The sequence below is a fragment of the Sphingomonas sp. UV9 genome (assembly GCF_004101245.1).
Classification (GTDB): Bacteria; Pseudomonadota; Alphaproteobacteria; order Sphingomonadales; family Sphingomonadaceae; genus Sphingomonas.
The window spans coordinates 114,645-127,382 of sequence record NZ_SCIN01000003.1 but is presented as its reverse complement, the minus strand read 5'-3'; the positions used below and the strand labels follow the sequence as shown (position 1 = coordinate 127,382).

At 65.4% G+C, this 12,738-nt stretch carries 17 protein-coding genes; 3 read left to right on the top strand and 14 right to left on the bottom strand.

What is annotated here, in order from left to right; genetic code table 11:
- Positions 1-14: 14 nt before the first annotated feature.
- Together msrB and EQZ23_RS12970 are read left to right on the top strand one after the other, a co-directional pair.
- Entirely contained in the window at positions 15-425 is a 411-nt protein-coding gene (gene msrB, locus EQZ23_RS12975) for a peptide-methionine (R)-S-oxide reductase MsrB (protein ID WP_056419196.1), read from the top strand.
- A gap of 44 nt (positions 426-469) precedes the next feature.
- Entirely contained in the window at positions 470-2,689 is a 2,220-nt protein-coding gene (locus EQZ23_RS12970) for a PBP1A family penicillin-binding protein (RefSeq protein WP_128454876.1), read from the top strand.
- Here the strand turns inward: EQZ23_RS12970 and EQZ23_RS12965 are convergent.
- From EQZ23_RS12965 to EQZ23_RS12955, 3 genes are read right to left on the bottom strand one after another with little or no spacing between them, the layout of a single operon-like run.
- Entirely contained in the window at positions 2,665-3,339 is a 675-nt protein-coding gene (locus tag EQZ23_RS12965) for a SprT family zinc-dependent metalloprotease (protein ID WP_128454875.1), read from the bottom strand. The two genes, EQZ23_RS12970 and EQZ23_RS12965, sit on opposite strands and share 25 nt — an antisense overlap.
- Before the next feature lie 4 nt (positions 3,340-3,343).
- A complete protein-coding gene (locus tag EQZ23_RS12960) occupies positions 3,344-3,787 on the bottom strand; it encodes a YcgN family cysteine cluster protein (RefSeq protein ID WP_128455573.1) in 444 nt (147 codons plus the stop codon).
- Positions 3,775-4,356 (bottom strand): SCO family protein, encoded by a 582-nt coding sequence (locus EQZ23_RS12955; RefSeq protein WP_128454874.1) that lies wholly within the window; start codon positions 4,354-4,356, stop codon positions 3,775-3,777. The genes EQZ23_RS12960 and EQZ23_RS12955 overlap by 13 nt, the downstream gene beginning before the upstream one ends.
- A 192-nt stretch (positions 4,357-4,548) precedes the next feature.
- Here EQZ23_RS12955 and EQZ23_RS12950 point away from each other — a divergent pair, with 192 nt between their 5' ends.
- Complete coding sequence (locus EQZ23_RS12950) at positions 4,549-5,157, top strand: ankyrin repeat domain-containing protein (RefSeq protein ID WP_240663565.1); 609 nt, start codon at positions 4,549-4,551, stop codon at positions 5,155-5,157.
- Between the two features lie 136 nt (positions 5,158-5,293).
- Here the strand turns inward: EQZ23_RS12950 and EQZ23_RS12945 are convergent, their stop codons facing one another.
- The 11 genes from EQZ23_RS12945 to EQZ23_RS12895 all read right to left on the bottom strand — a co-directional run bounded on the left by EQZ23_RS12945 (position 5,294) and on the right by EQZ23_RS12895 (position 12,515).
- Complete coding sequence (locus EQZ23_RS12945; RefSeq protein ID WP_128454873.1) at positions 5,294-5,803, bottom strand: MmcB family DNA repair protein; 510 nt, start codon at positions 5,801-5,803, stop codon at positions 5,294-5,296.
- A 203-nt stretch (positions 5,804-6,006) separates the two neighbouring features.
- The gene (locus tag EQZ23_RS12940) at positions 6,007-6,621 is read right to left on the bottom strand and encodes a cell wall hydrolase (protein ID WP_240663564.1); all 615 of its coding nucleotides are present in this window, start codon (positions 6,619-6,621) and stop codon (positions 6,007-6,009) included.
- Between the two features lie 188 nt (positions 6,622-6,809).
- Positions 6,810-7,136 (bottom strand): DUF1491 family protein, encoded by a 327-nt coding sequence (locus EQZ23_RS12935; RefSeq protein ID WP_128454871.1) that lies wholly within the window; start codon positions 7,134-7,136, stop codon positions 6,810-6,812.
- On the bottom strand, positions 7,133-7,600 hold the full coding sequence (locus tag EQZ23_RS12930; protein ID WP_128454870.1) for a PaaI family thioesterase: 468 nt from the start codon (positions 7,598-7,600) through the stop codon (positions 7,133-7,135). Before EQZ23_RS12930 ends, EQZ23_RS12935 begins: the two co-directional genes overlap by 4 nt.
- Complete coding sequence (locus EQZ23_RS12925; RefSeq protein WP_128454869.1) at positions 7,590-8,057, bottom strand: PTS sugar transporter subunit IIA; 468 nt, start codon at positions 8,055-8,057, stop codon at positions 7,590-7,592. Before EQZ23_RS12925 ends, EQZ23_RS12930 begins: the two co-directional genes overlap by 11 nt.
- Positions 8,058-8,158: 101 nt before the next feature.
- Positions 8,159-8,764 (bottom strand): ribosome-associated translation inhibitor RaiA, encoded by a 606-nt coding sequence (gene raiA, locus EQZ23_RS12920; protein ID WP_128454868.1) that lies wholly within the window; start codon positions 8,762-8,764, stop codon positions 8,159-8,161.
- 48 nt (positions 8,765-8,812) lie between these two features.
- The gene (dnaQ, locus tag EQZ23_RS12915) at positions 8,813-9,505 is read right to left on the bottom strand and encodes a DNA polymerase III subunit epsilon (protein WP_128454867.1); all 693 of its coding nucleotides are present in this window, start codon (positions 9,503-9,505) and stop codon (positions 8,813-8,815) included.
- 15 nt (positions 9,506-9,520) lie between these two features.
- Positions 9,521-10,096: a dephospho-CoA kinase gene (gene coaE, locus EQZ23_RS12910; RefSeq protein WP_128454866.1), complete on the bottom strand. Its 576-nt coding sequence runs from the start codon at positions 10,094-10,096 to the stop codon at positions 9,521-9,523.
- Positions 10,093-10,911: a shikimate dehydrogenase gene (locus EQZ23_RS12905; RefSeq protein ID WP_128454865.1), complete on the bottom strand. Its 819-nt coding sequence runs from the start codon at positions 10,909-10,911 to the stop codon at positions 10,093-10,095. Before EQZ23_RS12905 ends, coaE begins: the two co-directional genes overlap by 4 nt.
- Before the next feature lie 195 nt (positions 10,912-11,106).
- Positions 11,107-11,697, bottom strand: a complete 591-nt coding sequence (locus EQZ23_RS12900) for a nucleoside triphosphate pyrophosphatase (protein ID WP_128454864.1) — start codon at positions 11,695-11,697, stop codon at positions 11,107-11,109.
- Positions 11,694-12,515 carry a pyruvate, water dikinase regulatory protein gene (locus EQZ23_RS12895; RefSeq protein WP_128454863.1) on the bottom strand — a complete coding sequence of 274 codons (822 nt, stop codon included), beginning with the start codon at positions 12,513-12,515 and terminating at the stop codon, positions 11,694-11,696. The genes EQZ23_RS12900 and EQZ23_RS12895 overlap by 4 nt, the downstream gene beginning before the upstream one ends.
- Between the last annotated feature and the right edge of the window lie 223 nt (positions 12,516-12,738).

Genomic DNA, 12,738 nt, shown 5'->3' with positions numbered 1-12,738 from the left:
CGAGATTGACACCCATGGACCAACTCAATCTTTCCGAAGCCGAGTGGCGCAAGCGGCTGACCCCCGAGCAATATCACGTGCTGCGCGAGGCGGGCACCGAGCGCGCATTCGCGGGCGCACTCAACGACAACAAGGCCGACGGCATCTATCGTTGCGCGGCGTGCAGCAACGAACTGTTCGACAGCGCTGACAAATATGATTCCGGCTCGGGCTGGCCCAGCTTCACCCAGCCTATCGGCCCCGATGCGGTCACCGATCACGCCGATCGCAGCCACGGCATGACCCGCATCGAGACGCGGTGCGCACGCTGCGACAGTCATATGGGCCATGTCTTCCCGGACGGCCCGCCCCCGACCGGCCAGCGCTATTGCATGAACTCGCTCTCGCTCGAATTCCGACCGCGCAAAGCGAACGCTGCGGCTTGATGCTGCTTGTAGGGCGGGGATATCGCGCGTAATTCTGTGGCCACATGGCTCGTACGCGTTCTGCTTCCCCGTCCCGTCGGTCCCCAACTCCACCGGCGTCACGCTGGCGGCGGCGGCTGATCGTTGCCTCGCAGCTCATTGTCGGGATCGGTGTCCTCGCGCTCGGCGCGCTGGCGATCGCGGTATATGTCGCGATGTCGCAACTCCCCAGTTTCGACAGCCTGAAGTCTTCGCCCAATGGCCAGATGATCCGCGTCCACGCCGCCGATGGCACCGTGATCGTGTCGATGGGGCCGAGCTTCGGCGAATGGCTGCCTTACGGACAGATCCCCAAGGTCATGCGCGACGCGACCGTCTCGGTCGAGGATCGCCGCTTCCGGTCGCATATCGGCGTCGATCCGGTCGGAATCGCGCGCTCCGTAAAGGTGCGCTTCGATCGCGGTCACTGGACGCAGGGTGGCTCGACGATCACGCAGCAGCTCGCGCGCACCGTCTTCCTCAACAACCAGAAGAAGTTCGGTCGAAAATTCCGCGAGGGCATCCTGGCGTTCGCGCTCGAATGGAAGTTTTCGAAGGATCAGATCCTCGAACTCTATCTGAACAAGGTCTATTATGGCGGCGGCGCTTACGGGATCGACGCCGCGAGCCGCAAGTTCTTCGGCCACGGCGCGGATCATCTGAGCCTACCCGAAGCCGCGGTCATCGCCGGCCTCGTCAAGGCGCCGTCCAACTACTCGCCGACCGCCGATGCCGAGGCCGCGATGGGCCGCGCCGGCGTGGTGCTGGAGACGATGCGGGAAACCGGCGCGATCACCGCGTCCGAGGCGGCGGATGCCGACGTATCGGGCCTGAAACTCGCGCCCGAGCCCAAGCAGAACAGCGTCCGCTACTTCACCGACTGGGCACTGCCGCAACTCGATACGCTGATCGACGAGACCACCGAGCCGCTCGAAGTCTGGACGACGCTCGATCTCAACATGCAGCGGCAGGCCGATGCAGCGATCCGCGCCAACGCGCCCGCCGGCGCGCAGGGCGCGCTGGTCGCACTCGATCGTGGCGGCGAAGTGCGCGCGATGGTCGGCGGGAAGGATTACGTCTCGTCGATCTACAACCGCGCGACGCAGGCGGTCCGCCAGCCGGGCTCGGCGTTCAAGCTGTTCGTCTATCTCGCCGCGCTTGAGGCAGGCCACAAGCCCGCGGATTCGATCGTCGACGAACCCGTCACGATCCAGGGCTGGAGCCCGCGCAACGATTCCCGTCGCAACTCCGGCGCGGTCTCGTTGCGCACCGCGTTCGCCTATTCGCTCAACACCATCGCCGCCAAGCTGGGCCAGGAAGTCGGCTTCACGACGGTCGCCGACATGGCCCGGCGGTTCGGGATCACGACACCGGTCAACGTGCATCCGTCGATGGTCCTGGGCACGTCAGAGGTCCGCGTGATCGACATGACGCGCGCGTTCGCGAGCGTTGCCAACAAGGGCGTCGCGGTCACGCCGTACGGGATCACGCGCGTCACCGCGAACGGCCAGACGATCTACACGCATGAGGTAGATCGCAGCCACGTGCTGGTCGCGCCCTATGTTGCCGCGGAGATGACCGACCTGTTGCAGACCGCAGTCAACACCGGCACCGGTCGCGCGGCGCAGATCGGTCGACCGGTCGCGGGCAAGACCGGCACCACCTCAGCCTCCAAGGACGGCTGGTTCCTGGGCTTTTCCAGCGGCATCACGACGGGCGTGTGGATGGGTCGCGACGATGCCAAGCCGATCGCCGGCCTGCACGGCGGCACCGCGCCGGCAAAGGCGTGGGCGGCGTTCATGAAGCCCGCCACCGCGAGCCGCCCGATCGAGCAGTTCGATACGAAGGTGACCCTGCCCGAGTGGCAGCTCGAACCCGACGAGGAGAGCTATTTCGGCCAGCCCGACAATGACCAGATGGCCGTCGACGCGGACGGCAACCCGATCGAGCCGGGCGAGCCGCCGGTGCCGACCGACGCGCAGACCGGCGACACGATCCCGCGGCCCGATATGGATCAGCCCGAGACGCCGGCGGCTCCACCAGCACCGCCGCAGCAGATGAACCAGGACTGGATCGACCGTGTCACCGGCCGCAACCAGCCACGTCAGGAGCAACCGGCCGGACGTCAGCCACTAACTCGGGACGTGCCCCGTGATCGGTATCAGGATGGCCGTTACCAAGATGGCCGTTACCAAGATCGGCGCTACCAAGATGGCCGCTATCAGGACGAGCGCCCGAACCAGTGAAGCCCGGCTCCGTGCGTCCGTAGCCACACGCGCGCGGGCGTAGGGTCTTCGCCGTAGAGTTGCTCGACCAGCGCGTGGAAGACCGGCGCGTGGTTCATGTGGACGCGGTGCGCGACTTCATGCGCGACGGTGGCACGGCGGACCCAGCTTGGCGCGAGGATGAGGCGCCAGCTGTAGCGAATGACACCACTCGACGCGCAACTGCCCCAACGGCCCTTGGCATCGCCGACCGCGACCTGCGCCACGCTCACCTTCGCCTTGACGGCGTATTCGGCGGTTTCGATTTCCAGCACGGCGAGTGCGGTGCGTTTCAGCCATGCCTCGACGCGGCGTGCGATCGTTTCGCGCGGTCCCGACAGCGATAGTATCGAGCCGTCGCGTACCACGGTCCTGCGACTGCCCGGCGTCCAGTCTATCGTCAGCGGTTCGTCGGCGACCATCAGGACTGCACCGGGGACGAACGGGCGGGGCTGGGGAAGCAACGCGCGCTGTTCGGCGATCCAGCCTGCCTTGTCCTCGGCCCAGGCCAGCGCCTGCTTCAGCGCGGCACGCTTGGGGAGGACGAGCCTTGCCCGGCCACTCGCAGGATCGATCGACAGACGCGCGCGACGGGCGCGCGGGTGACGGACGATCTCCAGGCCTTCTATCACCGGCTTACAGTTCGCGATCGATCACGTGATATTCCAGCTCGCCAGCCTCGTCCTCGCTGACCGTCCAGCCGCGCACCGATTGCTTGGCGCGGTGGACGGCCTCGCGGTCGCCGCAGACAAGATAGTGCCACTCGGGCAACTGCTCGCCGGCCGCGCGCAGGCGGTAGGCGCAGGTCGAGGGCAGCCAGTCGATGCCGTGGACGTTGCCGGTCGTCAGCCGGACGCATTCGGGCACATAGGCGTGACGGTGGCGATAATCGGAGCATTGCCCGCTACGACGATCGAGCAGGCGGCACGAGACGTTGGTCGCGACGAGCTCGCCGGTCTCTTCATCCTCGAGCTTGTGGATGCAGCATTTGCCGCAGCCGTCGCACAAGGCTTCCCATTGGCCGCGATCGAGCTGCTCGATCGGCGTATCTTCCCAGAAGCGCGCGCTCACCGTACCCAGCGCTTGATCTCTGTCGCCACCGCGTCGGGCCCTTGTTCCTGTGGCAGCAAAGCGATGGGCTTGCCGTCCGGGTCCATCAGATAGGCTTGGCGCGAGTGGTTTACGAGGTAGCCGCCACCCGGCGAAGCGTCGCCCTTGCTCGAATACACCGCATATTCGGTCTTGATCCTGGCAATCTGGTCGTCGCTGCCGGTCAGCCCGACCATCCGCGGGTGGAACGCCGCGACGAACTGCTTGAGCACCGCGGGCGTATCGCGTGCCGGATCGACCGTCACGAACACCGGCACGATCTTCGCGGCGAGCGCTGGATCGCTCGTCTCGAGCTTTTTCACCGCCGCACCGATCGCCTGGACATCCGTCGGACACACATCGGGACAGAAGGTGTAGCCGAAATACATGATGCGGTATTCGCCCGCGAAATTGCGCTCGGTGACGGTCTGGCCGTTCTGGTCGGTCAGCGTGAAGGGACCGCCGATCCGGGCGCCTTCGAGCGGCGGCTTGGCAGGGGGGGCCGACGCATTGCATGCCGACAGCGCGAGCGCAGGGATAAGGAGAAAACGCAGGTTCATGATGCCGCCAGCCTTGATCTGTTAGCCCCGGCGGCGCAAGCGTCGCGCCAGACCATGACCGGCGCAAGCGTCGCGCCAGACCATGACCGGCGCAAGCCGTCGCGCCAGACGACAAACGGCGCTAGCGTAGCGCCAGACCACGAGCGGCGTATGCGTCGCCCGATATCCAGGACGAACCAAGGAAGTCTCTCGATGCGTATCCGCCTGATGCTCGCCGCCACCCTCCTGACACCCGCGATCGCCTGCGTCGCGACGCCCGCGTTCGCGCAGGGCCAGTCGGAGGGGTACAAGTTCCTGTCCGCGGTGCGCGATACCAAGAACAACGAGGTGCTGGAGATGCTCGGCCGCCCGGGCAGCAACATCATCAACACGCGTGACGTGACGAGCGGGGAGGGGGCGCTCCACATCGTCATCAAGCGCGGCGACGAGGTGTATCTGCGCTTCCTGCTGCAAAAGGGCGCGGACGCCAATCTGCGCGACGGCAAGGGCAACACGCCGCTGCTGCTCGCCGTGACGCTGGGGCAGACGGGCATGATCCCGATCCTGACGGCGGCAGGGGCGAACCCGAACCTCGGTAACTCCGCGGGCGAGACGCCGCTCATCCGCGCGGTGCAGCGGCGTGACGTGGGCATGATCCGGACGTTGCTCAACGAAAATGCCGATCCCGACCAGGCCGATATCATCGCCGGCATGTCGGCGCGAGACTATGCCAAGCAGGACGGGCGTAATCCGGTCGTGTCGAAGCTGCTGGCGGATGCCCCGAAGAAGGTCCGCAAAGCGGTATCCGGGCCGAAATTCTAATCGTCTTCCGATCCTCCCCCGCCATGGGGAGGTCACCGAAGGTGACAGAGGGGGAGGACACGGAACGGCAGTCGTACCTTTCCTCCCTCTCCGTCTGGCAAGCGCCAACCACCTCCCCCTGGCGGGGGAGGATACGTTAGAACGGCAAGCCGTCCGCTTCCGGATCCATCTGCGCGATCAACCGCCGCGCGGCCCGCCTGGCGAACGCCAGCGTGCCCCGCTTGCGCACATGCGCGGGGAGGGGCGTGGTATGCGCCTCGCGGACGATCGCCGCGTCGTAGCGGTCCGCGACGATAATTCCGGTGCGCTCGGGCAGGAACGCGGGGCCGTTCAGCGGCCCGACATCGAATCCCGCCGGCACCGCCCAGAAATACCGGTCGCAATGCCCGAGATAGTCGGGCCACTTGCCGTCGCCGAGCAGGTCGGCGCGCGACACCTTGATCTCGACGATGACGATCTGCCCGCGTGCATCCACCGCCATCAGATCGGCCCTGCGGCCGCCATCGAGCGGCACTTCGGTCATCGCGGTGAGGTCGTGACGCAGCAACATCCGGATCACGCCGCGTGCCACGTCAGCGGCGCAGACCAAGGGCGTGGCGGGCGATCCCGGTTGGTCGATGCAGGAGTCCGGCGGCATGTCGAGCATGCGCCGGAAATAGAACAATCCGCGAACGAGGCAAGCTCATTCGCGGATTGTGGCAGTGTTCTGGCGATTGTTGGCTCGCCCCTTACCCATTCGTGCTGAGCGAAGTCGAAGCACCTGAGTTCGGGGCATACCCATCGACTTCGCTCAGGGCGAACGGGGTTAGAGTGAGGAGGGGGCAGGCTGACTCGAGAGACCGTCAGGTCTCAGCGATAGAAGACGTGGTTGCCGATCGAGGCGACCTTGACCGCGCGGACGCTGGGGCGACGATCGGGCGTGTTGAAATAGAGTGCCTTGTCGGCAGGGCTGTTCCAGGCGCTCGCGAGCGCGACCTTGGCGACGGCGATCGCGGTGCGATACGACGCGCCCTTGGTGATGGTCGGGATCTGGCCACCGCGAACGAAGCTGAACTGGCCGCGCTGCTTGACGACATCGCAGACGTCGGTGGGGAAACGACCAGACTTGGCGCGGTTGATGATGACTTCGGCAACCGCGAGCTGGCCGGTCAGCGGCTCGCCCTTGGACTCGAAATAGATTGCGCCGGCAAGGCACTGGAGCGCTTCGTCGGCGGCGGCGCTATCCTGCGCGGCAACGGCCTGGGCGAGCGTATCGAATTCTTCCTGCTCGGCGGGAGCGATCTGCTCGATGGCAGTCTTCTCGACGGCGGCAACGGGCGTTGCGGCGGGAGCGACCTGCGGAACATTCTGCGGGGAGAGGGCGTTTAGATTTGCGAGAGCGGTCAGGCTGACCGTGGTACGATCGATACCGGTCGCATGGCCGGGTGCGCTGTTGCCGAGCAGGCCGGCGAGCGAGAAGGTCATGGCTGCGATAGTCGCGGCCCGCTGAAGAATTGTCATTCAAACTTATTCAGATGCGGTGAGACCGTGAAGCAATCGTACGAGCCGACCGTCCAGGCATCCCCCCGACTGCGTAACTGATCCGGATCGCACCCGTCCCAGCACAACGCCGATAAATGTTGCAATCCCCCTCTATTGGGGGGGCTTTCGAGTCAATCGTTCAGGATTGTTTCAGCGGCGAACCGTTCCGCCGCTGCGACATCCACCTCGACCACCCACAAATCGGGGTCGCGCAAACGCCTGCGCCGCCAGTAACCGTCGAGATCTTCGGCCGGAGTCGAGTCGATCAATGCGGTCCGTCCGTCGGGGCCGATTCCGCGCTCGAGCAGACGGGGAGAGGCGCCTTTGTCGACCGCGATGACGAGGATTGCACCACCCTGCGCGTCGCCTTTCGCCATCACCGCACCGAACCCTCCGGCGTCGTTGACGCGGCGCAGGAGTGCGCTGACGAGCATGCCGCTCGGGAGTCGATCGCTCATGACGCCGCCCGATATCCAGGCAGGCCGGCAAGCGCGATCCGCGAGCGCATGAACGTCCCCGTACCGCGCGCCGCCTCCTCGCCATCGGCATCGATCAGCCGCGCATCCGCGACGAACACGCGCCGCTTGCCGCTGATCCAGCGGCCTTCGGCAATCACCGGCCCGACCTTCAGCGGACGAGTGAGCAGCAGGTTGAACGCGGTCGTCAGCAGGAAGCGGTCGGTGACCAGGCTGTTCGAGGCGTAGAAGGCCGCATCGTCGAGCATCTTGAAATAGCTCGTGCCATGCGCCGCGCCGCCTGCGTGATAATGCCGCTCGTCGATCGTAAAATGGATCCGCGCCACGCCCGCCTCGGGGATTTCCAGCGACGATTCGAAGAACCGGTTGATCGGCGCCTGAGCGTAGAGCGACTCGAGCGCGCGAAAATGCGCCTCGGCGCCAGCGGTCTCCGGCTCAGGCGGCATCGCGCACCTCGTCGGCGGTGAACAGCGCATAGAGTGCATCGCGCGAGCCGGCGCCGCGCAGCTTCTCCAGAAACGCCTTGTCCCGCAGCCGTCGCGAGACGCGCGCGAGCGCCTTCAGATGGACCGCGCCGGCATCGGTGGGGGACAGCAGCATGAAGACCAGATCGACCGGCAGATCGTCAACCGCCTGGAAATCGACCGCCTGCGCCAGCCGCACGAACACGCCGGTGACCTGCGCCAGCCCGTCGAGCTTGGCATGCGGGATCGCGACGCCGCCGCCGAACCCGGTCGACCCGAGTTTCTCGCGCGCGGCCAGTCGTTCGGCGATCAGCTTGGGGTCCGCGTCGACAATCTCGGTGGCGATGGCTGCGATATGATGGAACACCGCCTTCTTGTTGGTGGCGATTACGCCGGTCTGCACTGCGTCGGGACGCAGCATATCGCTGAAGTCGGTCATGCTATTCATCGTTTCAAGGCGCCCCCGCGCGCATCCGCCTTAGCGGGTTGCGCGGGGGCGTAAAGGCGCGGCCCTGAGACCTACACCTTTATGGACCCTTCTTACTGCGAAGGGGAGGCGGGGGCAGCCGCACGCTGTGGCTCGACCCAGCCGATCGTGCCGTCGCCGCGCTTATAGACCATGTTGTGCGCACCTGTACCTGCATTCTTGAACAGCAAGGCGGCGGTGTTGCGCAGATCGAGCATCATCACTGCGTCGGATACGCTGGCCTCGGGAATATCGACGCGCGTTTCGGCGATGATCAGCGGTGCATCAGCGACGTCGTCCTGTTCGACGCTCTCCTGGAACAGCGTGTACCCCGCATTATCGTACCCGTTGCTCTCGGCCATCGCGACGGCTTCACCGGCATGGCGATCCTTCAGGCGGCGCATGTAGCGGCGGAGCTGGGTTTCGATCTTAGCCGCAGCCCCGTCAAAAGCGGCGCGGGCGTCATAGGCATCCGAATGCCCCTTGAGCACCAGGCCCTTCATCACATGCGCGACGATATCGCATTTGAAGCCGGCATCGTGCGGCCCCTTGCCGAACGTGACCTCGGCCGAGATGGCGCGTGAGAAATACTTGTCGGCGATACCCTGGAGTCGGTCTTCCACATGGCTGTTCAGCGCTTCGCCAGTGTCAACCTGATGACCAGAAATCCGGATATCCATTGTCGTCTCCTTCGTATCGGACGGTCCTGTTGGCTCCGTCCGTCAGCGTCATCCGGACGCCGCGGCCCCCCAAATCGGATCCTTGATCCCCTTCATAAACGCAGCATGCGCCGCAAGGTCTCCGTCGCTCACCGCGAAAACACGCGGGGGACGAACGACCCGAGGCACCTGTGCGACGATCGGAGTCGCGGTGGTGCTGGTGGTATCGCCGAGCAGCCCCAGGCCGATCTGGCGACCGCCCATCAGCTCGACATAGACCTGTGCCAGCAACTGCGCATCGAGCAGCGCGCCGTGCAGGACGCGGTGGCTGCGATCGATTCCGAACCGCGAACACAGCGCATCGAGCGAATGCTTGGCACCGGGATGGCGGCTGCGCGCGATCTGCAGCGTGTCGACCATCCGCTTCATGTGGATGATCTGACGCCCGCACTTGGTCAGCTCGCCATTGAGGAACGAGAAATCAAAGCCGGCATTGTGCGCGATCATCGGGGAGTCGCCGACGAATTCGAGCAGGTCCTCGACAGCGTGGGCGAATTTCGGCTTGTCGGACAGGAACTGCGCGCTCAGCCCGTGGACGTTGAACGCCTCGACCGGCATGTCGCGCTCGGGATGATAATAAGCGTGGAAGGTGCGGCCGGTCTCGACCCGGTTGACCATCTCGACACAGCCGATCTCGACCATGCGATCCCCGCCCGAAAAACTGAGGCCGGTGGTTTCGGTGTCGAAGACGATCTCGCGCATGCCTATGGTATCGGCTCAGATTCGATATCGTGCAAGCACCGCACGGACTTGCGCGCGGGTTTCGTCGAAACTCGTATCGGTGCGGATCACGTGGTCGGCGCGCGCGCGTTTTTCGGCGTCGGGGGTCTGGCGGGCGAGGATCGCCGCGAACTTGTCGGCGGTCATGCCGGGGCGGGCGAGCACGCGTTCGCGTTGCACGTCGGGGGCTGCGGAAACGACGACGATCACGTCGACATTGCGGTCGCCGCCGGTTTCGAACAGCAGCGGCACGTCGAACACCACGAGCTTGCCAGCGTGGTGCGCGAGGAAAGCCGCACGCTCTTCGCCGACGGCTGGGTGGACGATTGCTTCGAGTCGCTTGATGGCCGCATCATCGCCGAACACCACCGCGCCGAGTCTGGCACGATCGACCGCGCCGTTGATCGTCGTTCCGGGAAACGTCGCTGCGATTGCGGGAACAAGTCGACCGCCGACACCCTGCAACCGGTGGACGGTTGCGTCGGCGTCGAACACGGGGACCGCTTCGTCGGCGAACATCGCCGCGACCGCGGATTTGCCCATGCCGATCGAGCCGGTCAGCCCGATGATCATTTGGTCAGCAACGCGCGGAGTTCCTCGTCACGGTCACGCGGAGGTTCCACGTGGAACAATATCTCGAATGCCACCGCCGCCTGGCCGATCAGCATCTCCAACCCGTCCACCGTTTCCAGGTCACGCGCACGCGCCGCCTTGAGCAGGCCGGTTTCGAGCGGCGAGTAGACGATATCGTAGACCAGCGAGTCGGGATCGAGCGCGCCGAGGTCGATATCGAGCGGCGGTTGACCCGACATGCCGAGCACACTGGCGTTGACGAGCAAGCGGGAGGGCGGGGCGGCTGGGCCGATCGGCAGCGCCTGGCCCTTCAGCCCGAACGTCGAAAGCAACGCCGCGCCCTTCAATGGATTGCGGTTGAGGATCGTCACCGGGCCGACCCCCATCCGCGACAGCGCGAACAGGATGGCGCGCGCTGCACCGCCGGCGCCGATCACCGTCACCGGCTGGCCGGCGATGTCGAGGTCGTCGATCGGCGCCCAGAATCCGGCAGCATCGGTGTTGGTGCCGATACAGTCGCCTGCCTTGTTGCGAAACACCGTGTTGATCGCGCCGATCGTCCCGCGGACGTTGCCGGGATCGGAAACGTGGTCGAGCGCGGCGAGCTTGTGCGGCATCGTGATGTTGCACCCGCGCCACGCGGGGTCTGCCTTGCGCTCGGCGAAATAGGCAGGGAGCGCGTCGGCGGTAACGTGCTTGTGGCGGTATTCGGCGTCGATCCCGAGCGCGTCGAGCCAGAAGCCGTGGATCAGCGGCGATTTCGACTGCGCGATCGGATCGCCGATCACTTCGGCATAGGGGCGGACAGGGGTCATTCGAAGCTCCGTTGGGAGAACAGCATCTAGTCGATCGCGCCGCGATTGCCACGTAGCGCCGTTCGTCTCGTACAGCCCGCCGCCCGTCCGTCATCCCAGAGAAAGCTGGGATATTCCCGTGTGGCGAGCGTGACCTGCAACGAGGGAGACCCCAGCTTTCGCTGGGGTGACAATATTGGTCGAAGGCCTGACCCTTTATGCCGGCAACTCGCCGCGCACCCGAAGAAAGTCGAGGACGTTGAGCAACGGCATGCCGAGCACGGTGAACTGGCTTCCCTCGATCTTCGCAAACAGCTGCGCACCAGGTCCCTCGATCCGGTAGCACCCGACACAGCCCTCGATCGCCGGCCATTCCGCGTCGAGGTACGTCTCGATGAACGCCTCGGACAACGGCCGCACATGCATCTTCGCGCGCTCGACATGCCGCCAGATCGCCTGGCCGTTCTCGGCGATCACCGCCGCGCTCCATAGGTCGTGGCGCTTACCCGACATCAACCGGAGATGCGCCGCCGCGTCCGCCCGGTCGATCGGCTTGTCGAGGATACTGCCATCCTCCAGCGCGACCAGCGAGTCGCTGCCGAGCACCAGATACCCCGGCATCCGCGCGGACACCTTCAACGCCTTCAGCTGTGCCAGCGCGTCCGCCAGATCGCGCGGCGACAGGTCGCGCAACGCCGCCTTCGCCGCATCCTCGTCGACGGCCGCAAAGGTGGCCTCAAACGGCACGCCGGCCGCCGTCAGCATCGCGCGACGCGACGCGCTCTGCGAGGCGAGGATCAGGCTCACGCTCCCTCCTCGGACGGGCGATCATTGCAAAGCGCGATGATCGCCGCCGCGGTTTCCTCGATCGAACGCCGCGTGACGTCGATCACCGGCCAGCCATTGTCCGCGAACATCCGCCGCGCAAAGGCGAGCTCGCGCATCACCGCCTCCTCCTCGACATAGGAGGTATCCGGCTGCTGGTTGAGCGACAGCAACCGGTTGCGCCGCACCTGGATCAGCCGATCGGCGCTCGTGGTCAGCCCGACGATCAGCGGGTTCTTCAATTTGTAGAGGATCGTCGGCGGCGGACTCTCGACGACGATCGGGATGTTCGCCGTCTTATACCCGCGGTTGGCGAGATAGATCGAGGTCGGCGTCTTCGACGAGCGCGACACGCCTGCGAGCAGGATATCAGCCTCTTCCCATTCGTCCCACGCGATCCCGTCGTCATGCGCGATCGTCCACTGGATCGCATCGACGCGCGCGAAATACGCCGCGTCCAAGACATGCTGGCGCCCGGGCCGCGCCTTTGCCTGCTGGCCGAGCAACCCAGACAAGGCATCATTGACCGGATCGAGCGGTGCCACCGCAGGCAGCCCAAGCGCGAGGCATCGTTGCTCAAGGATGCGCCGCGTCGCCGGGTTCACCAGCGTGAAGATCACCAGCCCCGGGTTCTGCGCTATCTCCTGGAGGATGCGTTCGAGATGCGCCTCGGTCCGCACCATCGGCCAGAAATGACGGACGGTCTCGACGTCGTCATATTGCGCCAGCGCGGCCTTCGCGATGTTCTCCAGCGTCTCTCCGGTCGAGTCCGACAGGAGATGAAGGTGAAGCCGCATCATCGCCGTTTTATCCCCGGCGAGACGGTAGGGCGGAATGGATCTGTGGATAACATGGGGAGAAGGGCTAGCGTAACTCGTCCCCTCCGCCAAGCGACCCTCACGCCGTGGATAACGCTGATTCTATCCACATCCCTGCACACAGGGATCGATTTTATCCACAGGCTGTGGATAGTGGGGAGCCTTGAATCGAATCAGCGCGTTCGTGCGGGTGTCGGGGCGTCAA

Bases quoted from the DNA above. Each gene is read 5' to 3' on its own strand.
- msrB (WP_056419196.1), top strand. From the start codon at position 15: ATGGACCAACTCAATCTTTCCGAAGCCGAGTGGCGCAAGCGGCTGACC.
- EQZ23_RS12970 (WP_128454876.1), top strand. From the start codon at position 470: ATGGCTCGTACGCGTTCTGCTTCCCCGTCCCGTCGGTCCCCAACTCCA.
- EQZ23_RS12955 (WP_128454874.1), bottom strand. From the start codon at position 4,356: ATGAACCTGCGTTTTCTCCTTATCCCTGCGCTCGCGCTGTCGGCATGC.
- EQZ23_RS12950 (WP_240663565.1), top strand. From the start codon at position 4,549: ATGCGTATCCGCCTGATGCTCGCCGCCACCCTCCTGACACCCGCGATC.
- EQZ23_RS12945 (WP_128454873.1), bottom strand. From the start codon at position 5,803: ATGCTCGACATGCCGCCGGACTCCTGCATCGACCAACCGGGATCGCCC.
- EQZ23_RS12940 (WP_240663564.1), bottom strand. From the start codon at position 6,621: ATGACCTTCTCGCTCGCCGGCCTGCTCGGCAACAGCGCACCCGGCCAT.
- EQZ23_RS12935 (WP_128454871.1), bottom strand. From the start codon at position 7,136: ATGAGCGATCGACTCCCGAGCGGCATGCTCGTCAGCGCACTCCTGCGC.
- EQZ23_RS12930 (WP_128454870.1), bottom strand. From the start codon at position 7,600: ATGCCGCCTGAGCCGGAGACCGCTGGCGCCGAGGCGCATTTTCGCGCG.
- EQZ23_RS12925 (WP_128454869.1), bottom strand. From the start codon at position 8,057: ATGACCGACTTCAGCGATATGCTGCGTCCCGACGCAGTGCAGACCGGC.
- raiA (WP_128454868.1), bottom strand. From the start codon at position 8,764: ATGGATATCCGGATTTCTGGTCATCAGGTTGACACTGGCGAAGCGCTG.
- dnaQ (WP_128454867.1), bottom strand. From the start codon at position 9,505: ATGCGCGAGATCGTCTTCGACACCGAAACCACCGGCCTCAGTTTTTCG.
- coaE (WP_128454866.1), bottom strand. From the start codon at position 10,096: ATGATCATCGGGCTGACCGGCTCGATCGGCATGGGCAAATCCGCGGTC.
- EQZ23_RS12905 (WP_128454865.1), bottom strand. From the start codon at position 10,911: ATGACCCCTGTCCGCCCCTATGCCGAAGTGATCGGCGATCCGATCGCG.
- EQZ23_RS12895 (WP_128454863.1), bottom strand. From the start codon at position 12,515: ATGATGCGGCTTCACCTTCATCTCCTGTCGGACTCGACCGGAGAGACG.